Annotated in this window: 13 protein-coding genes and 1 pseudogene; 6 read left to right on the forward strand and 8 right to left on the reverse strand. The window is 48.5% G+C overall.

The window, feature by feature from the left end; all coding sequences use genetic code 11:
• Positions 1 to 2: 2 nt before the first annotated feature.
• The 3 genes from FEM55_RS15590 to FEM55_RS15600 all read left to right on the forward strand — a co-directional run bounded on the left by FEM55_RS15590 (position 3) and on the right by FEM55_RS15600 (position 6550).
• Positions 3 to 1721, forward strand: a complete 1719-nt coding sequence (locus FEM55_RS15590) for a RagB/SusD family nutrient uptake outer membrane protein (protein WP_138282274.1) — start codon at positions 3 to 5, stop codon at positions 1719 to 1721.
• Positions 1722 to 1795: 74 nt separating this feature from the next.
• A complete protein-coding gene (locus FEM55_RS15595) occupies positions 1796 to 5059 on the forward strand; it encodes a DUF1553 domain-containing protein (protein ID WP_138282275.1) in 3264 nt (1087 codons plus the stop codon).
• 12 nt (positions 5060 to 5071) lie between these two features.
• Positions 5072 to 6550, forward strand: coding sequence for a DUF1501 domain-containing protein (locus FEM55_RS15600; protein ID WP_138282276.1), 1479 nt, complete (start codon positions 5072 to 5074; stop codon positions 6548 to 6550).
• Between the two features lie 593 nt (positions 6551 to 7143).
• On the opposite strand, the gene FEM55_RS15605 is transcribed toward FEM55_RS15600, so the two are convergent.
• The 3 genes from FEM55_RS15605 to FEM55_RS15615 form a co-directional block, all read right to left on the reverse strand.
• On the reverse strand, positions 7144 to 7371 hold the full coding sequence (locus tag FEM55_RS15605) for a DUF1737 domain-containing protein (RefSeq protein ID WP_138282277.1): 228 nt from the start codon (positions 7369 to 7371) through the stop codon (positions 7144 to 7146).
• A gap of 201 nt (positions 7372 to 7572) precedes the next feature.
• Entirely contained in the window at positions 7573 to 8496 is a 924-nt protein-coding gene (locus tag FEM55_RS15610) for a helix-turn-helix domain-containing protein (protein ID WP_138282278.1), read from the reverse strand.
• Between the two features lie 86 nt (positions 8497 to 8582).
• Positions 8583 to 9503 (reverse strand): SDR family oxidoreductase, encoded by a 921-nt coding sequence (locus FEM55_RS15615; protein ID WP_138282279.1) that lies wholly within the window; start codon positions 9501 to 9503, stop codon positions 8583 to 8585.
• Positions 9504 to 9676: 173 nt separating this feature from the next.
• Here FEM55_RS15615 and FEM55_RS15620 point away from each other — a divergent pair.
• Positions 9677 to 9775 (forward strand): annotated as a pseudogene (locus FEM55_RS15620) (SDR family NAD(P)-dependent oxidoreductase); the annotation flags it as partial.
• An 85-nt stretch (positions 9776 to 9860) separates the two neighbouring features.
• Here the strand turns inward: FEM55_RS15620 and FEM55_RS15625 are convergent.
• From FEM55_RS15625 to FEM55_RS15645, 5 genes are all read right to left on the reverse strand, one after another.
• A complete protein-coding gene (locus FEM55_RS15625; RefSeq protein ID WP_138282280.1) occupies positions 9861 to 10637 on the reverse strand; it encodes a LytR/AlgR family response regulator transcription factor in 777 nt (258 codons plus the stop codon).
• 38 nt (positions 10638 to 10675) lie between these two features.
• A complete protein-coding gene (locus FEM55_RS15630; protein WP_229209285.1) occupies positions 10676 to 11710 on the reverse strand; it encodes a sensor histidine kinase in 1035 nt (344 codons plus the stop codon).
• A gap of 54 nt (positions 11711 to 11764) precedes the next feature.
• The gene (locus tag FEM55_RS15635; RefSeq protein WP_138282281.1) at positions 11765 to 12346 is read right to left on the reverse strand and encodes a cupin domain-containing protein; all 582 of its coding nucleotides are present in this window, start codon (positions 12344 to 12346) and stop codon (positions 11765 to 11767) included.
• Positions 12347 to 12578: 232 nt separating this feature from the next.
• Positions 12579 to 12941, reverse strand: a complete 363-nt coding sequence (locus FEM55_RS15640) for a hypothetical protein (RefSeq protein WP_138282282.1) — start codon at positions 12939 to 12941, stop codon at positions 12579 to 12581.
• 991 nt (positions 12942 to 13932) lie between these two features.
• Positions 13933 to 16935 carry a CBM96 family carbohydrate-binding protein gene (locus tag FEM55_RS15645; protein WP_171036575.1) on the reverse strand — a complete coding sequence of 1001 codons (3003 nt, stop codon included), beginning with the start codon at positions 16933 to 16935 and terminating at the stop codon, positions 13933 to 13935.
• A 515-nt stretch (positions 16936 to 17450) separates the two neighbouring features.
• Between FEM55_RS15645 and FEM55_RS15650 the strand changes: the two genes are divergently transcribed.
• Positions 17451 to 19820, forward strand: coding sequence for a TonB-dependent receptor (locus FEM55_RS15650; protein ID WP_138282284.1), 2370 nt, complete (start codon positions 17451 to 17453; stop codon positions 19818 to 19820).
• 44 nt (positions 19821 to 19864) lie between these two features.
• Complete coding sequence (locus FEM55_RS15655; protein WP_138282285.1) at positions 19865 to 21103, forward strand: DUF4374 domain-containing protein; 1239 nt, start codon at positions 19865 to 19867, stop codon at positions 21101 to 21103.
• Positions 21104 to 21202 lie beyond the last annotated feature (99 nt).

Raw genomic sequence — 21202 nt, forward strand, 5'->3', positions numbered from 1 at the left:
ACATGAAAAAGACATTCCTCTTCATTACATTGCTCATCGCTTCTTCCTGCGGCGACAGCTTTCTGGAAAAAAAGCCTTTGGGACAATACAGTCCGGACATTATCAAAACCGCATCCGGCATTGAAGGCGCGCTTACCGGTGCCTACGCACTGCTGGACGGCATAGGAACCAGCGGTGTGACTTCGTGGCACGGCGCAGCCTCCAACTGGATTTTCGGAAGCGTGGTGTCCGACGATGCGTATAAAGGTTCAGATGCAGGCGACCAGCCGGAGCAGACTTTTATGGAACGGTATGTGTGGCTCACGACCAACACGCATATTTACGGCAAATGGCGGACTTTGTATGACGGTGTGGCGCGTTCCAACGACGTGCTGAAAACGTTGCCGGAAGTGACCGGCCTTGATGACGCCCGCAAACTACAGATTCAGGCGGAAGCGCGTTTTCTGCGCGGACATTATCATTTCGAGGCTAAAAAAATGTGGGGGAATATTTCTTACATCGACGAGCAGCTTTGGGATACAAGCGACCCGGCGAGCGTGCAAGTCCCCAACACGGAAGATGCATGGCCCAAGATTGAAGCTGATTTCCAGTTTGCTGCAGAAAACCTGCCCGAAACCCAGGCACAGGCCGGAAGGCCCACGAAATGGTCGGCGCTTGCTTACCTCGGCAAATGCCACATGCATCAGGGATTTCCGAAAGGCCAGCCTGATATGGCGCACCTTACTGCGGCAAAAGCGGCTCTCGTTCAGGTGGTCAACAGCGGTAAATACCGGTTGGTTGATCATTTTCACGACAATTTTGCTGCCGAAACCCGCAACAATCCCGAGTCTGTTTTCGAGGTGCAGTATTCCGTAACGGCGGCGGACGGTTCAGGGGGTAATCAGGGCGATGAGCTTACTTATATGTATCCCAATGGCCCGGGCGGCTGCTGCGGATTTTATCAGGCTTCGCAGAATCTGGTCAATGCCTACAAAACGGATGAAAAAGGATTGCCTTTGATAAAGACCTTCAATGATGTGGATGTGAAAAATGACGAAGGGCTGCTTTCGTCGGCGCCGTTTGAGCCATATACGGGCAGGCTTGATGCCCGGCTCGACTGGACGGTTGGCCGCCGTGGCATTCCGTTTATTGACTGGGGTGTACATCCGGGCCGTTTCTGGATTCGGGACCAATCCTATGCAGGGCCTTATTCTTCCAAAAAACAGATCGTCAGCAAAGCCGAATCGGGCAAAACCGGAAACCCGAGACAAAGTACCAACAATTACCGCCTGATACGTTACGACCATGTTTTACTATGGCTGGCAGAATGCGAAGTGGAATTAGGAAACCTCGAAAAAGCACGTGAATATGTGAACATGATCCGAAAACGTGCTGCGAATCCGGACGGGTTTGTAAAAACGGATGCAGGCAAGCCGGCCGCCAATTATGCAGTAGGTCTTTACAATGATCCCTGGACCAGTGCGGCAGATGCAAGGGAAGCGGTTCGTTTTGAGAACAGACTCGAGTTCGCCATGGAAGGCCACCGGTTTTTTGATCTGGTGCGCTGGGGCGTTGCAGTTAGTGTGCTGAACAAGTATCTGGATAAGGAAAAAACATTGCGAACTTACCTCAGCGGGGCTAAATTTGAAGAAAAGCACCAGTATTATCCTATTCCGCAGCAGGCCATTGTATACAGTACAAAAAACGGTCAGGCCACCTTGCAGCAGAATCCGGGGTATTAAAAAAATGACAACAAAGAACCGAATATTCAAATATTTGGTTTTGTTTTGTAAGTAAGGAATTAAATAACTCATTGATGTTCAAAAGCTTGTTTACATACGGTCTTTTATTGCCGCTTGCAGGAGCCATGCTGGCTTCCTGCGGCGGCAAGGTTGATCTGCCGGATGACGTTGCTGCGGAAATGTCTACTTTGGCACAGCCGATCGACTATACCTATGACGTGAAACCCATTCTTTCGGACCGGTGCTTTGCATGCCACGGCCCCGATGCCAATCATCAGAAAGCGGGCCTTCGGCTCGACATTGCGGAAGTGGCATACGAGAAGGAAACGGATAGCGGCCTGAAAGCCATTATGCCCGGCAAGCCCGGTAAAAGTGAACTTGTGCATCGCATTCTTTCAGCTGATCCGGAAGTAATGATGCCGACGCCTGAGTCGCACTTGTCCCTTACCGCACGTGAAAAAGCGATTCTGGTAAAATGGGTTGACGAAGGGGCTGCGTACAAGCCGCACTGGGCTTTTACAAAAGTGGAAAAACCGGAACTTCCGGAAGTCAAAAATGAAAGCTGGGTAAAAAACGACATTGACCGGTTTATCCTGAACAAGCTGGAAGAAAAAAACATCAGTCCCGCACCTGAAGCAGATAAAACCACATTGCTGCGCCGTGCTTACCTTGACCTAACGGGCCTGCCGCCAACGCCGGAAGAAGTAACCGCATTTCTGGCCGACCAGTCTCCCAAAGCTTATGAAAAGGTGATTGACAAACTGCTTGCTTCGCCGCATTACGGGGAGCATATGGCCGTTTCCTGGCTCGATGCGGCACGTTATGCGGATACGCACGGCTATCAGGACGACGGCATGCGCACGGCCTGGCCGTTCCGCGACTGGGTGATCCGGTCCTTTAACCGGAACCAGCCTTACGATCAGTTTGTAACCTGGCAGCTTGCAGGAGATATGTTGCCCAATCCTACGCGCGACCAGATGGTAGCAACCGGATTCAACCGCATGCACCAGCAAAGTCAGGAAGGCGGGATTATTCCAGAGGAATACAGAACGGCCTATGTGACAGACCGGGTGGATACTTTTGGAAAAACATTCCTGGGCATTACCGTAGAATGCGCACGATGCCACGACCATAAGTACGACCCGATCAGCCACAAGGATTACTATTCGCTGTATTCGTATTTCAACAACAACAATGAAAACGGGCAGATTCCGTACAATGGGGAGGCAAGCCCGAGCATTACTTTGCCGACGCCGGAAGCCGAAGTCAGGCTGAAATTCATCCATACCCGTCTTGATAAAGCGAGTTCGGAAGAGCAGCAGCGCGTTGCAGGCGGTGATCCGGATTTCAGGAGATGGCTTGCCGCCGCCGAGGCTCATCCTGAAAAAGCATTGCTTCCGGACTCGCAAGATTTGCTGGGGCATTTTACATTTGATGAGCCGAAAGGTAAAGAGTTCAGGAATCTTGCTGATCCAAAACACAAAGCTACTTCGGAAGGCGATGACAGCTTGTCCAACGTGGCATCCCGACCTGGAAAAATCGGAAAAGCACGTTATATGTACGGCGAAAATGCGGTAGGGTTCGGGGATAAATTTGCTTTTTTCGAACGAAACCAGCCTTTCAGCATCAGCATCTGGCTCAATCTGCATGATCCGGCAGTCAGTGGCTCGCTTATTCACAAATCGAACGGCGTAATGAACGGCTACAGGGGCTGGAATATCTTTCGTGAAAAAGATGGCCGCATCAAACTGACCATGAGCCATGTCTGGCCTGAAAACGCCATTGAAATACAAACCGTTGAAAAATTCCCGATGAACAAATGGACGCAGATCGGGTTTTCTTACGACGGGCTAAGCAAAGCGGACGGTCTGAAATTATACATCAATGGCCTGCCTGCCAAAGTGGTGGTTCATAACGATAACCTGACAGAAAGCATTCTGTACGGAAAAAATAAAACGAACTGGTATGTAGACAAGCTGAATATCGGCCGGTTATCGGATCAGCGCACGAAAAATTTCGAAGTGGACGAACTGAAAATCTACACCCGTCCGCTCACGAGCATTGAAATGCTTGGACTTTACACATTGAAAAACGAACTGGCCGCAGCGATAAATACACCGGCAGCATCCCGGACACCGGCTCAGCTGAACGCATTGAAAGAATATTATTTCAGCAACATGGACCCTGAATCTGCAAAATACCTTGCTGAAAGACGAAAATTGATCGGGGAGGAAACCGAGATTCTGGACAAGGAAATTGATGTCATGGTGATGAAAGAACGCAAGTTTCCGCGCCAGTCGTTCATTCTCAACCGCGGCGCCTATGATGCGCCGGGCAAGCCCGTAAATCCGGATACGCCCGACAGCTTTTTTAAAATACCAAAAAATTATCCCAAAAACAGGCTTGGCCTGGCCAGATGGCTGTTGCACGAAGATCATCCGCTTTTTACGCGCGTAACGGTGAATCGTTTCTGGATGATGTATTTCGGAAAAGGGCTTGTGGTTTCCAGCGACGATTTTGGTAATCAGGGCGAATTGCCTACGCATCCGCAACTGCTTGACTATCTGTCGGCAACATTTCGCCAATCCAAATGGAATGTAAAAGCAATGCAGAAAATGATCGTAATGAGCGCCACTTACCGGCAGGCCTCCAGCGGAACGCAGGAAATGCGTGAAAGCGATCCGGATAACCGGCTTTACGCACGCGGCCCGAGTTACCGCATGAGTGCCGAACAGATCCGCGACAATGCACTGGCTTCCAGCAGCCTGCTCACGCAGCGGATCGGAGGGAAAAGCGCCTATCCGTATCAGCCCAACGGACTTTGGGAAGCACTGGCAACCCGGAACGAAGTGGTTTACAAACAACAGCATGGCGACAGTCTGTACAGAAGAAGCTTGTATACGGTCTGGAAGCGCAGTTCGCCGCCACCGATGATGCTGAATTTTGATGCTGCGGAAAGGCATTTCTGTATTACCAAAAGGCAAAAGACAAGTACGCCGCTGCAGGCGCTGGTGGTCATGAATGATCCGCAGTTTGTAGAAGCATCCCGTGTGCTGGCACAGCAGATGTTCAGGAAAGGCAAAACGCTGGACGAACAGATTTCCTATGCCTTTACGGCGCTTACGAGCAGGCCGCCGAGCAACCGGGAAATGTCCATTCTGAAAGAGCTGTACGAAGAAGAATATTCCGATTTCAGCAGGAACCCGAAACGTGTCAAGGAAATACTGGGCGTAGGAGAGTATCCGGCAGACAAAATGCTTAATCCCGCACAAGTGGCCGCAGGTACGATCGTGGCAAGTACGGTAATGAATTTTGATGAATTTTTGATCAAGAGATAAAGGGAAACAGTTATGAGCTTTTACAGAGAACTTGAAAATCATGTGCACGAGCAGTTAAGCCGGCGGAATTTCCTGTCAAAAACAAGCCTCGGACTGGGAGCTGCCGCCATGGCTTCCTTGCTGAATGCAGACGATTCGATGGCCAAGAAAATAACTGCGGCAACACCCGAAGGCGCTTCATTGCCGTTGGGAAAACCCCATTTTGCGCCCAAGGCAAAGCGGATCATTTATCTGTTTCAAAGCGGTGCACCTTCGCAACTGGAACTGTTTGACTACAAGCCGAAACTGGAACAGATGTGGGGACAGGACCTGCCCGAATCGGTCAGGAAAGGACAGCGGCTGACGGGTATGACGGCCGGACAAAGCAGCTTTCCGCTGGCAGCATCCAAATACAAGTTTGCAAGACACGGCAGCAACGATATGATGATCAGCGAACTGATGCCGTTTACATCCAGCATTGTGGATGATGTAACGTTCATTCGAAGCATGCATACGGAAGCCATTAACCATGACCCGGCAGTGACTTTTTTCCAGACCGGAAGCCAGCAGGGCGGACGGCCGTCGTGGGGCTCTTGGATCAGTTACGGACTTGGTTCCGACAATCAGAATATGCCGTCTTTTGTCGTGCTGCTCTCCAAAGGCCGCAGCGGAGACCAGCCGCTTTATGCCAAATTGTGGAGCAATGGCTTTCTGCCTTCTGTACATCAAGGCGTCGTTTTCCGCTCAGGCCCCGATCCGGTTTTTTACCTGAACAATCCCGACGGCATTGATAAAACCAGCCGCAGAAGGATGCTGAATTCGCTGGCAAAGTTGCAGCAGGCGCAGTTTGAAAAAATCCTTGATCCGGAAATCAATTACCGCATGGCGCAGTACGAAATGGCTTACCGCATGCAGACCGCCGTTCCCGAAACGATGGACATTTCCAAAGAACCGGATTACATTTTCGACTTGTACGGTGAGGAATCGCGCCAGCCCGGTACATTCGCAGCCAACTGTCTGCTGGCAAGAAAACTGATTGAAAAGGACGTGAAATTTGTGCAGCTTTATCATCAGGGCTGGGATCAGCATGGCAACTTGCCGGATGACATCAAAACAATGGCCAAAAGCGTGGATCAGGCATCGGCTGCACTGATCAAGGATTTGAAACAGCGCGGTTTACTGGACGAAACGCTTGTGATCTGGGGCGGAGAGTTTGGCCGCGGCGCTTACTCGCAGGGCAAGCTTACCAAAGATAATTACGGCCGCGATCACCACCCGAGAAGCTTTACGATCTGGATGGCAGGAGCCGGCGTCAAAAAAGGTTTTGTGTTTGGAGAAACAGATGAATTCGGGTACAATGTCATCAAAGATCCGGTGCATGTGCATGATTTTCAGGCTACGGTTATGCATTTGCTCGGCGTGGACCATGAGCAGCTCGTGTTCAAGCATCAGGGCCGCCGCTATCGCCTTACAGATGTGGCCGGCAAAGTGGTAAAACCGATTTTGACGTGATTGTGGGTTGTTAATTTATGGTCATGGATTGATGTTTTTAGTCATGGATAGTTTTTTTAGTCATGGATGGTCATTTATGGTTGTGGGTTGTTGTTTTTGGTCATGGATAGTTATTTGTAGTCATGGGTTGTCATTTATGGCTATGAATTGTTGTTTTTGGTCATGAATGATTATTTGTAGTTATGGATTGTTGTTTTTGGTTATTGGGAGTTTGTTATTGATATAATAATATAGGAGCGGGTATTGCCTGCTTCTTTTTTTGTGAGATTATTTAACGATTGCTTCATTGTGAGGAAACATTGCCAGCTTTGTTTTTGCCTAGTTTTGCACCGTCATAGAGTCCAGTTAGGATATATAGAGTTGGCGTTTGCAGACTTATTATATTGATTCCCATATATAAGTTAACCGAGGAGTAAATGAAAAATGAGCAGGTCCTGCCTGTTCATTTTTTTGTAATCACAGTCGGATTCCGATCTTGTCCAACTGAACGTACCGGATTTCGGAATGCAAAGATAGAGCTTTGAAAATCAGCTTGATAAATTGAATTGACGCGCAATAAGATCAATGTGAAGCCTATAAAAATGGCAATAAGTTCAGGATGATTCCCGGGGCATATCCTCCATTTTAGTCAGGGCCTGTGTGTATTCCTTTGAAGCAAGTTCCGATTTCTGATTAACTCCAACACCTCCCAATGGCAGCCAGCCTTTTTTGATATAATCATTTACGATTACAGCCAGTTTACTCATATCGTTGGATTCAACAATAAGGTATTTGACGGCGTCTTCTGCTTCTGAACTACGTATGTTATATTTTAATTTCATTGTCTGAATCAGATGTAAATTACATAATGAATAAAGAATGCTTAAAATATAAACGGGCAGTTATCCGCGGCCGGTCCGATCATCCGATTGCAAAACAGGTACGGATGAGGATGGTACTGTCGAGGAGCCGGGAGTATTGATGCTTACCGGTCTTTAACAACGGTCCTGCTTTTCAAGGCAAGGTTGAAATGGTTCCATTATTCAGTTAAAAGAATGACGAAATTCCAGCGGCGAGACACTGGTTTTAGTCTTGAAAAGTTTACTGAAAGATTGCAGGTGTTCAAAACCCAGTTCATAGGCAATTTCACTGACGGACAGATTGGTAGTTGAGAGCTTTTCCTTGGCCAGTTCAATCAGTTTGTTGTGCAGATGCTGCTGGGTATTCTGTCCGGTCAGGGATTTGAGCAGGCTGCTCAGGTAACCGGGCGATATGTGCAGGTTCTCGGCAATGTAAGTAACACTCGGCAATCCTTTTTGAGCCAGTGCGCCGCTGTTGGAATAATATGTGAGTAACTCTTCCAGTTTGGTCAGGATTTCATGGCTGGCGATCTTGCGCGTGATAAACTGACGCTGGTAAAACCGTTCCGAGTAGGTCAGCAGCAGTTCCAGCTGGGCAATGATCACACGCTGGCTGAACCTGTCCATATTGGCATGGTATTCCTGCTCAATAGTTTGTACAAGGGTTGTCAGCATCGTCTCTTCCTTGTCCGACAGGTAAAGTGCTTCATAAACCGAGTAACTGAAGAACTCATACTGCCTGATGGTTTTGGCAAGCGGTGTATTCCATAGAAAATCCGGATGGATCAGGATCATCCAGCCTTCCGGTTGGTGCATGACGTTGCCCTTATCCGTTTCCACGCCAAAAACCTGTCCGGGTGCCATAAAAAACAGAACGCCTTCATCAAAATCACTGCTCTGCTGGCCATATCTGAACCGGGTATTGTTGACCCTTTTCATCGAGATCGAATAAAAATCATAGATCAGACTGAACGGGCCTTCTGCAACAGGCCTGTTCAGTTCGTCCAAATTCACCAGGCTGACCAGCGGGTGTGCCGGCTTGGCCAGGCCCGCAGCCCGGTGATACTCCGTAATGGTATGGAAACGGTGAAGCTGGTGATCGTTCATAGCAATTATAAAGTTCGTTATTTTTTATGATATGCCGAAGCCGCCTTTGACCGGATCTGCTGATCCGCTGCGACTTTCACTGCTTCTTACCGGGTATAAATGCCGTTTTCAATATCGTCCAGCAAAGTGGCATGTGCCGGGTGCCAGCTTAACTGTTCCTGCGTCCGGCTGCTCGATGCCGGGCAGTCGATCGCGGCCATGTGCGCAAACCAGCCAAAATGTTCTGCAGCTGCTTCAGGTGCTAGCGAAACGGCTGGAACATGAAGTTGTCTGCCAATGGCTTCCGCAATCTTTCTGACCGTAATGGCTTCTTCGGCAGAACCGTGAAAACGGGTACTTTGTATAGCAGTGTCCGATGCAAGATCATTTGATGCCGTATTTTCCAGCGCCAGTCTGTACAAGCGCGCTGCATCCAGCCGGTGTACGGCGCTCCAATGGTTCAAACCTTCACCAACGTAAGCCGAAACGCCTTTTTCACGCGCAATATTGACCAGTATGGGTATAAATCCGTATTGGTCTCCGTCGCCATGCACCGATGGTGACAAGCGGATCACTGACGTCCGGACGCCCGTTGCCGCAACTGCATCCGCTGCCTGTTCGGAAGCACGGGGCCAAGCAGGGTTGAATGCGGGAATAATATCTTCGGTAGCCAGTTTTCCTGGGCTGACGAGCGCCGTACCCGAAGTCACTACAAACGGGCGGTCGGATCCGGTCAATACTTTGCCGATGGTTTCAATGGCTGTTTGATCCACCCGGCAAACTTCCGGAAACCGGGTAAAGTCGTGAATGAACCCCGCATGGATCACGGCGTCGGCTGACGCTGCGCCACTGCGAAGGCTTTCCAGATCTTCCAGATTACCGCGGTGAACGGCTGCTCCCGCATCGATCAGTTTTCGGGCAGATGCATCCGAACGCGCCAGGCCCGATACCTGATGGCCCGCACTGAGTAATTCCTGCACAATGGCAGTACCGATGAAACCTGTGGCTCCTGTAACAAATACACGCATGATTGATTTTGATTCTGTTTGTGCAAAGATCGGAGGCTTTTACCGGCTGGATTTATCCAAATCTGCGTTTGATTTAGCCAAAACCGTAAAAAGTATACAAACATCCTGCATTCGTATTACCCGTCAGCCTGCTTTTAAAGGGACCTTTGATGCATCATTTAACAACAGAAAAAATGAAAAAGACCATTTTGATTACAGGTGCCAGCAGCGGAATCGGCGCGGCTACTGCGCAGTTATTTTTAAGTAAAGGCTGGAATGTCGTTGCCACCATGTGCAATCTGCAAAGGAAACTTTTCAAGCAGAAAACCGCCTGTTGAATTCCGCAGCCTGAACTGATTCGGAGATCTTTAAATTTATTTACTTGCCCATCCACTTCTTGAAATCCGTAGCTCTTTCCCTGCTGACCAGCACTTCATCGTCGGATGCGGGTCTGAGCGTTAGTTTAAGTTTGTTGTTGAAGTAAGAGTGGATTTGCTGCACTGCGGAGACATTGACCAGAAACTGCCGGTTTGCCCTGAAAAACAGTTTGGGGTCCAGCATGTTTTCCAGTTCGTCCAACGCATAATCGAGCGGAAATTTCTGATTGTTTGCCGTGCGGAAAAGCGTCATTCCTTCCTCTGAATAGAAAAATGCTATTTCACTTACATTCACGGGCAGCCATTGCGACAAATGCCGGACCAGAAACCGCAACCGGTATTCGGCGGGCTGTACTTGCTTACGGAGCTGCTCAATCAGTGAGTCAATGGCGATGGATGAAGATGCTGTTGTTTTTTTGTCACCGTAAAGTTCCCCGTGCTTTTGCAGGCTGGCGGCAAGATCCTGTTTTTTAACCGGTTTGAGCAAGTAATCAATACTGTTGACTTTAAACGCCTTGATCGCGTATTCGTCGTACGAAGTCGTGAAAATGACCGGTGCCGGAACGCTGATCCGCTCGAAAATCTCGAAACTTTGTCCGTCTGCCAGCTCGATATCCATAAAAATAAGGTCAGGCGCGGGATTGTTCTGAAGATAGGAAACGGTACCGGTGACACTTGCCGCGGTACCAGCCACTTTCAATGCCGGTGCTACTTCTGCCAGCAGTTTGGTGAGCTTCAGAACCGCCAGTTGTTCGTCTTCTACAATTAATACATTCATCGGTAAATAAGGAGAATAATGCTCGGAATAAGATTGTTTCAGGCGGAGATCAGCGGTACGGCAACGATAAACCGATCCGCTTCCTGCCTGATCACAGGCGTAGGCTGGCCCAGCATCTGGTACCTTGTCAATATATTGGACAATCCGACGCCATGGGAAGTCACGCGTATGATTTTCTTCTGCAGATTGTTGCTGACGTGCAGGTTCGCCCGTTCGTCCGTATGGATTTCCACATTCAGCGGCATATCGTTCATGACAATATTGTGTTTGACGGCATTCTCGACCAAAAGCTGCAGGGTTAACGGCGGAAGCTGGTAATGCGCCCATACGGGATTTACTTCAATCGTCAGGTTAAAGCCCTTGCCGTGCCGGGTTGTCAGCAAATGGGAGTACGAACGGATAAATTCCAGCTCGTCAGACAGATTAATCAGGTTCTGCTCATTGGCGCGCAGCACATATCGGTACACCGAGCTGAGCTCTTCCACAAACCGTTCGGCAAGTTCGGTGTCCTCACCGATCAGCGCCATGAGCGAATTGAGGCTGTTGAACAGAAAATGTGGATTGATCTGCTGTTTAAGCACATCCATCTGTCGCTGCATATGCATTTCTTTCAGCTCGAACTCGCGCTTTGTACTTGCCCGTAACTGATAATAGGTAAATATGGCTTCGTGACAACCCGCCGAAATGACGTTGGTCACGAAGCCAATAACGAGCACCCACAGCACGTTTTCCGGCTTGTAAGGCAATTTCAGCAAACCGTAGCAATATACCAGCAACAGCATCATGGCCATCATGACTGCCACGTACATAAGCATCGAGTACATGAGCCGCGAACCGAAATCATCGGGTTTGCCAAATCGGTAACGCATGAACTTCATCCACAGTGTCAGCATCAGAAACACCATTGCTCCCCATACGTTGGCCAGTAAGGTAGCTTTGATAAACAGGCCGGTATTCTGAAAATACATGCCTCCAAAAAGAATGTAATTTACGATAATGATCGCCGGGGAGTTCAGCAGGTAAACCAGCACGTCGTACCGGTCAAACTTGGCCCATTGTTTCATAATGCTCATGCAGGATTTACAAAACGAATATACGGAATGGATGCGGCAAGGAACAGCCTATTTTCAGTGAATTGTAATATAACGTCGTTGTAAGTCCGCTGCAATGCCTTTGGCGATGGCACGCCGCCCGAACCATTTCAGCAGCGGTTCGATGGCCGACATCATTCCCGTAAGCCGGGTACCGCTGATCAGGAACATGTAACCCAGGATCAGCGGACTTTGCGGAACACCTTGTTTGTTGGTTTTTCCGTCCCGTGCCAGTCCGTAGGTGATTTGCAAAGTTTGTTCAAATCCCGGGCAGCCGGGAGCAATGCGGCATTGAAACCGGCATTCCGATTGGCTCTGGTTGAAAAACCGGTGTTTGCTGCGAGCCGGTGCAACTGCGGTTTCACCGGCTGACAAACGGATGATTTTTCCATTCAGTTCGATGCTCAGTTCTCCGGAAATACAGGTGAATTCTTCAGAAAAATCATCATGATAATGCAGCGGGTTGCCGGCCCCGGCCGCCAGGCTTACTTCTACCAGTGTGTACCTGCCGCCACTTTCCCGGCTGGTTTCGAGAAACACAACTTCATCTTTCATCAATGGATTGGTGATGGTGCGTGCCGGTTTTTCGAGCGTGTTCATTTTTGTAATTGTTTTCATGGCTGTTGGTTAAAATCGTTTTTTAATTTGACTCCTCAAAATTCAGGGGAAAAACAGTAGCGATAAACCTGTTGCACCTTGAAACGTAATTTGTACAGGCTAAACCGGAAAAGCGGTTCACTGAAGTGATCTGCTATTTTTGTGACCAGTCAGTTTTTTCCTTGGCATCCTTGTGTTTTTCCGAGTGAATCCGGCAAACAAATGATAAATATCAGGCTTTCAACTCGGTTGGCTATTTGATAAAGCAGGCATCATTCCGGACATTCGGACAAAGGTTTGGCCTTGTCCGTTCCCAGTTTCCATACACGTCGGAGTAGACCACGCAAAGCCGGAACGAATCGCTGGTTAATTTCTTTTCCATAAGTCGGGCCAAAGAATCGTTGTCAATGACTTCAATCAAGGATAAACCATTGTTTGCAGGCACCACATAGCCGCTTTCCGTTTCACTTCTTCCAAGACCTTTTGGAAAACCTATTTCGTTGCGGAGAAAATCGAAAGTGCTGTTATAAACGGAATCTCTACATTCCGGATGATGGCCGGCCGGATCCTGAAGGTATTGACATTGTATGAAAAAGAAGTCGAAAGATATGGCCATACCGAAGCATGCTGCTCTCCTGCAATTTTGGTTTGAAATACAGCAACGATCAGAACTGCAAAGCTCAGGAAAGCCGCGGATAAACCGAGTAACAATTCAATACTGATTTTTCTGTTTTCTTCGGATGTTATGATTTTTTATCAGGGTAGCGTTATTTTTCTTTATTCCTGTTTCCTTGCTCCGGTAATCCGGCAACCGGGAAGAAGCCGGTTTTAATCGCACAGATCAGTAAGAATTATATCATTGTGCAAATACCTGCACCCGAGTAACTGGATAATTGATTCTCAAAGAAACAGGAAAGAATTTTTATAAAAACAAGGCAACAGACAGTTATACATTACATTCCGTTTACCCGGGCGGAAGTATCCGCATATTTATGAAACACAAAACCGAAAGCTATACTCAGGAGGCAATACCAAATAACCACAGGAACGGCATCAGGAACTGTGCAAATGACAAAAAGCGGTATAACGGAACTTACGGCAACGGACCTCACTACAGACCGGGGGAAAATTAGAAAAATGCCGATGTTGGCAAGCATCCAAACGGAGTAAATTGCTATCCAGTACCACAAGGCAAAAAACAGACGAAATCCGATTGTCAGAAATACGGAACTGATTGTCAGAGGAACCGATGCATGATCCGGGTTTATCAAGTACACGGGTATCCACGATCCGGTGATGTCTATAAAGATAAAAAGTATGAGTAAAAGAATGAGGTTCCGAATCGGTTTTGTTACCATTTTCTTTGGAGAGCGAGGTGAAAGGTTTTCCGGACAATTTAGCCCTGTTTACCATAAAAGCAGTTACCAGAATGTTAAATATCAGCAAACATTTGTTTCATAACCGGATACGGTTACCCGCACAAACCAACCCCCGTCTCACAAAAATGCCCCCGGATCATGTCTGACACTCTTCGGAGGCGGCAAGCGGGAAAAAGGAGTTTTTCTGTTCCTGAAAAGCCGTGATCTGAACAAGATTTTATATCATTTTTATTCGGCCACAAGGACTTTCAACACTTCTGTGGCTGTACCGGAACGTATTTTCAGCAGGTACATTCCCCGGGCGAGCGAAAGTCCGGAAAGATCGACCTGCTTCCGGGCGGAAGCCGTGCTCTGTTCGGTTGCCTTCACATCATACAATTTGCCTGACCGGGTAATTAATTGCAGGGAAACAGCACCTTCATGCCGGCTGGAAAGACCCAGTGTAAACTGTTTTTTTACCGGGTTGGGAAAAAGGGTGGATGCATTGCTTTTCTGATTGTCAGGTTCTTCTTTCAATCCGGGTCCTGCGCTCATGCGGAAGCTGTTGTCAACCGGTTTGCGGGTTGTAACGACAAGTTCCGGGGCCATACCCGAAGGGTTTTCCTTACTGTGAAAAATCAGTTTTTTATTTACGGATGTCGGATTCTTAAGCATGATGCTGACCACCTTATCACCTTCTGCCTGCGATTGCACAAAGGCAGTCACGTCCAGCACACGATACCCCGGCACATTTTTGACGGTCGTGCGGGCCAGCGGCCATGTACTGCTGGCCGGGGCGTTGTTATAAGTAATGGCCGTTTCGGTCCACGCATCGTTGTCCACGCTGTACGCGGATGTATTGACTTTCATGGTACTTTCCACATTGGAGCCGTAAATCCGGAGTCTGGCCGATGTTACTTCACTGATGCCCGTCAGCGGAAATTTCAGGTAAGTCTGTCGGCTGATGTTGATCTCTCCCGATTTGACGATCAGCTGATCCGCCGTGCCGAAATTTTCATCGGGAAAATAGGTATGCACATAAGCGTCTGCAACAGCGGGCAATGTAAGTGTGGTCCGGGTAAAATCAGATTTTGGTATTACCTCGATGGCGGCCACTGTGGGCAGATTGGCAGCACCTTTTGAAAAATCGATATTTAAAACGCCGTCTGTAACCTTGAGTTGAAATTCTTCCTCAACGGCTGCAAGTGCATCGTCCGCTTGGGCATAAATATCATAGTTTTCCAGTTTGCGGCTTCCTTCCATATCCACGTTGAACAAGCGTTTGCCTGCATTGCCTTTTGGTGAATCAAACCATATTTCAGCAAAATGCAGCACGACAACATAGTCGCCGTTGACAACCGGAATATTGTAGCTGAAAGAAGGCGCGCTTCGCTCCGTACGGTAAAGTGCGTCATCCGTTGTGTACAGGATTTCCCGGTCAGGAATGTAATAAATCCGGTCGGTGCCGCCAAAGTACCTGTCTTCGCTGAACACGCGCCCGTCCGAAGTTGTAAAAGCCGGCCCGCCCGCATTGATTCGGACTGTTGTCAGCTGGTTACCCGGAACAACCGTCAGAAGTACGTTCAGCGTTGCACCCGCATATCCCGGCGCTATGGCATTTACGGTGGCATTGTACGTACCCGGTGCCAGACCAGCTGCATTGACGTTAAAAGACAATGTTCCCAGTGCAGGCGAAGGAAGCGTAAGCCAGGAACTGCTGGCCGATTTGGAAAGGGTGACCTGAGGCGTACCGCTGCTTGCCACCAGCAAAACGGACTGTGCCGGAACGGATGAGTCGGCCGTGACCGTGAAGCCGAGATTATTGGCGGAAAAACTGAGCAGCTTGTTATTGAATTCCGGAGCGAGCTTCACAATCCAGAAATCGGCTTCGCCTCTGGAAGCTTCTGTCTTGTCTTGTCCTGTTGGGGAATCGGAGTTGCCGCCCAGTATATAGCCGCCGTCACGCGTCAGTTCCATGGTTTGAAGAAAGTCCTGGCCCGGCCCGCCAATGGTTTTGTCCCATTGTTTGTTGCCATCCGCATCCATTTTTACCAGCCAGTAATCGTCACCACCTTTTGAATCTTCGCTTTTGTCCGCGCCGGCGGGAGAGTCCGAGTAACCTCCCGCCAGAAAGCCGCCATCCGCTGTCTGGATCACCTGCCTGATAAGAGCCAGTTTGAAATCGTCATTTGCAGTGGAAGTAGTGAAAACCTTGCGCCATAATTCTATACCCGTATTTCCCAGTTTGATAACCAGATAAGGAATGCCGGAACCAGGCGTCTCAGTCTTTACAGCTACAATATACTGCCCTTCACGGGTCTGGTGAACGTCCATGAGCTCACTTTGATGAAGGTTAAATACAGTACTCCATTCAATCCTTCCGTTTGGGGAAAGTTTAATAATGTAACTGTCGGTATAATCCTGTGCCGGGACGTTAGTGGTATTGCCGCCTACAATATATCCGCCATCCTGCGTTGGGTCAATGTTGCTTTTATGAATATATTCAATGGGATTATCCCACTGAATGCTGCCGTCAGCCCTTAACTTTACAATCCAGGATTCCGTGCCTGCCTTGGTCTTGTCACCGCTTACCGCAGAATTCGACGTGCCGATAAGGATGTAACCGCCGTCAGGGGTCTGTTTGGCATCCGTCAGGATTTCCTCCCTGGTACCGCCGATTGTCTTGTCCCATTCCCTTTCACCAGCCGCATCAATTTTGACAATCCAGTAATCACCACGGATACCTCCGGACGCAGCTTTATCGTTCTGGCTTTTGTCATTTCCCGCATCGGATGTGGAATTTCCGGCCAGCAAATAACCGCCGTCAGCAGTCTGAAAAACTTCTTTCAGCTCATCAGTACCCTTTCCTCCATACATTTTGTCCCACTGTCTGGTACCGTCCGGAGCCACTTTTATCACCCAGTAATCATTATTTCCATTACCAGCCTGCGATTTGTCGCCTCCAACGGCCGAATTGGAAACTCCGGCTGCAATATACCCGCCGTCCGCAGTCTGTTTTACAGCGTATAAATATTCTCTCAGGTTGCCGCCAAGTGTTTTGTTCCATTCAAGTGCCGGCTGTGCCTGAGCGCTCAGTGAAAATGGAAACAAGAACAGCAGGAGCAGCACAGACCATTTTCCAAGCTGCTTTTCAGCCGTTGTAAATCTGCCGGCTTTTTGTTCCAAAGAGGAAGGCCGATGAGCCGGGCAGCGCAGCGGGCTGCCCGACAAGGCATGTAAAGAAGCGTTCATAAGTATGGATTGGTTTTTAGGATTAATTAATATTTTGCTGTAAATGAAGATATTAACTATTGGATTCATTGAACGTGCGCGATATTGGGATAAGTTGTGCGCGTAATGAATTTACCATACCGTTAAATAGGTATTTCCGTAGCATACATTCGGGGAATATTACAAGCCGGGATTCCGGTTCTGTGAAAGGGTAAAAGGATGTCGTTTGGAAGCGGATTGGCCCGCATGTTCAGACATTTTCTGGATCAACGCGACGATACGTGCTGCCAGCCGGGTTTCAGAGTATACGGCCGTTTTTGTTACATTAAAGATCTGTAAAGTTTGGATTTTAAGAATTACCGTCTACATTTGCGATATATTATAATTAGTCTAAATAAGCCGTATGGCTATTCGTTCTCCTTGTCGTATGTCTTTCTAGGAAAACCGTTATAAAAACAAAAAGGCCGCACGGCGCCAACCGTACGGCCAACCACATTGGAGTGTGGTACTTTTAAAGTCGTCAAAAATTAAAAGTAATGCAAATTAGAAAAATTTTCATTACAGGTATACTCTGTGCCTGTACATTATTATCATTCGCCCAGAATGCTGCTGTAAAAGGTACTGTCAGAACAGCGGACGGCGAACTGCTTCCCGGCGCTTCCGTCTCTCTTTCAGGTACTTCGCAAGGTGTTTTTTCGGATTCCAAAGGACATTTTATTCTTGATAAACTGCATCCGGAACGCTATACGCTGCTGGTTTCGTATCTGGGTTATGAAACACAGTCGAAAGAAGTAAATGTAAAAGCGGGTGAAAATGTCAGCGTGCACTTCATCCTCAAATCCGCAACGCAGGACCTTGAATCCGTTTCCGTGATCGGACGTTCGGATGCAAAGGAAATCAACCGGCAGGCTTACAATGTCACAGCCATCGATGCAAAAAAGCTTCAGAATTCAACGTTAGATCTTTCACACGCCCTGGACCGCGTTTCGGGTGTAAGGGTGAGGGAAAGCGGCGGGGTGGGTTCCAATATGAATTTTTCCCTGAACGGCTTTACCGGAAGACAGGTGAAGTTCTTTCTGGACGGCATTCCGATGGATAATTTCGGATCCTCTTTTCAGCTCAACAATATTCCCGTCAATCTGGCCGAAAGGGTAGAAGTGTACAAAGGCGTCGTACCGATCTGGCTGGGTTCCGATGCGCTGGGCGGAGCCGTGAACATTGTAACGAACACCAGACAAAACAGTTATCTGGATGCGTCTTATTCCTACGGTTCTTTCAACACGCACCGGACTGCCATCAATGCGGGCTACACGGCAAAGAACGGTTTTACCGCACAGATCAACGCTTTTCAGAACTATTCGGACAACAATTACTGGATTGATGTGGATGTTGCAGACGTTAACACGGGCGAGTATTTCAAAAACCAGCGTTTACGGAGATTTCATGATACATACCATAATGAAACGTTCATTGCGAATGTCGGATTGGTGGGCAAAAAGTTTGCGGACCGGCTTCTGATCGGGATCACACTTGGCCAGAACCGGGCCGAAATCCAGACCGGCGCACGGATGGTCAGCGTCTTTGGCCAATGGCACCGCAAAGGGAATATTGTCATGCCAAGCCTGAAATACCAGAAAAAGGATTTGCTCGTTAAAGGCCTGAACCTGAACATTTCCGCTAACTACAACCTTGGGCAGGAACAGAATATTGATACCGTTTACCGCCGCTACAACTGGTTTCAGCAATTCAAACAGTACGAAGGCACAGGCAGCGAACGGGAACGCTCGCTTTACAAATTCCGCAACAACAACGGTCTGGCTACGGCCAATCTGACTTACCAGATGGATGCAAGACATGCTTTGACCATCAACAATGTTTACAATACTTTTAACCGGAAGGGCAGGGACGAACTTTACCCCGATGCAGACAAATACGAGCAGCCGCGCATCAACGCCAAAAATGTACTCGGCCTGGGTTACAAGTTCGATTACAGCGACCGCTGGAATACGTCCGTTTTTGTAAAGCAGTTTACCCAGCATAACAAGTATTCCGTCACCTATAACCCGAGCGGGAATTACGGCGATGTCGCTTACATGGAACAGGAAAACAAGTTCAGCAAACTGGGCTATGGCATTGCTTCTACTTACTTCCTTTATAAAAACCTGCAGTTAAAAGGCTCTTTTGAAAAAAGTTACCGTTTGCCCGAAACGGATGAGCTATTCGGCGATCTGCTGAACCTGGAAGGCAATATTGACCTGGACCCGGAAACGAGCAACAATTACAATCTGGGTTTCAGTTATCAGGGCAACATCGGCAAAGTTCACCGGTTCAGCGTGGATGCCAATTTATTATACCGGGATGCACAAGGATTTATCCGGCCCAAGCTGAATGCAAACCAGACCAAGCAGGTGATGGACAACCTGGCCGACGTTACCAATTTCGGGGTAGACGGAGAAGTGCGCTACTCTTTCCGGCAATTGCTGACGGCGGGTGTGAATCTTACGTATCAGGACCTTCGGAACAACACCAGGTTTGAAGACGGCTACACGACCGAAAGCCCGCTGTACCGCGACCGCATTCCCAATATGCCCTTTATGTTCGGCAACGCCGACGCCGCCCTTTTTCTTAAAAATTTCGGCAGGGAAGGAAATACGCTGACACTCGGTTACAACCTGCTTTTCGTGCATGCCTACTATTTGTACTGGCCGAGCCTCGGAAGCGACAAGCTGGATATTCCGCGCCAGCTGAGCCATGACGTCCATGTCGTATATGCCATGGCCAACGGGAAATACAATGTGGCATTCGAGTGTAAAAATATGCTCGACAGCAAACTCTACGACAATTTCAGCCTTCAGAAACCCAGCCGCGGCTTCTACGTCAAGCTCAGGTATTTTATAAGCAAGTAATTATCAATCAATTCAATAAGTTCAAAAACTCAGTTTAACAGATTATGAAAAAGTCATATTTACAATGGTTTTTTGTATTGGGAACCGGCCTGTTTTTAGGCGCATGCAGCGATGATAAAACCATTGATCCTCCCATCATTACAGATCCGGTTGCAACAGCTCCTTCCCGATATGTAGTCGCTTCAGCGCCCGTCGGTTCCTCAGGCATAGCGGATTATCTGCTGACGACGAGCGATCTTTCGCAGGGCACCATCAGCACCGTTGGAAAAGGAATCGAGCAGGACGGTTCGTACCGTTATTATTTAACGCATAAAGGTAAATTTTTCAGTCTGCTGTACGGACAGGGAAATCCCGGCGCGGTCACAACCTACACGCTCAGCGAAACTGGTGAACTGGTCAAGTCATCCGATTTCCAGAGCGAGACGGTACAGGTATTTGCTCCGGCGGGCGATGACATCCTGACAATTAAAGTGCCGAGAAGCGGCAATGAAAGCGCATCGTGGTTCCGGATCAATGCGGACCAGTCCAAAATTGTGGGCGAAGGGCAGATCAATATCGTCAGGCTAGCCGGAAACGGCGAACGGGCTCACTTTACATGGGCTACGCAAGTCGGTGACAAAATTTTCGCGCCTTACATGAGCATCAAAGGAGCCGCGCCGGATGTCTTCGGAACGGCTTACCCGGACAGCAGCTGGATTGCTGTTTTCTCTTACCCGGAAATGCAGCTTGAAAAAGTAATTAAGGACAACCGAACCAGTTTCATCGGATCTTATTTCAACAACGGACTGCTTGTAGATGAAAACGGCGATACGTATGCATTTTCACCGGCTGTTGCCACCAGCAGCGGAAAGCAGTCCGGTACCAAACCGTCGGCTTTTGTAAGGATCAAAAAAGGCACTACGGAATTCGACCAGAGCTATTACTTCAATGTGCAGGAAAAATCGGGCGGTAAAAAAGTGATCGGACAAACGTATCTGGGTAAAGGAAAATCGTTGCTTTACATGCTGACAGACCCTGCCGATCAGTACGGTCCGACGAGGCTGGCCATTTCCGATATTTACAATCAGACTTTTACATGGGTAACAGGCACGCCTGAAAGTATTGCTTCCAGATCGGCATCTTACAACAACAACACGGTCAGCGCCGACGGCAAAACGATATTCGTAGGAATAAACACGGACGCAGGAAGCTGGGTATATGCCATTGACATTGCTACTGCAACGGCCAGGCAGGGCCTCAAAGTGGAAGGCGGCGCCATCACGGCCATTGTGAAGGTGAAGTAAAGATTTACAATGGTCATCGTAAAGCTCTTCCGCTTATCCGGCGGGCTTTATCATGGCAGTCGTTTTTCATGGCGCGTATTTAATTCTTCTGATCATTTG

This window comes from Dyadobacter sediminis (genome assembly GCF_005860765.1).
In the GTDB taxonomy this organism is placed as follows: domain Bacteria; phylum Bacteroidota; class Bacteroidia; order Cytophagales; family Spirosomataceae; genus Dyadobacter; species Dyadobacter sediminis.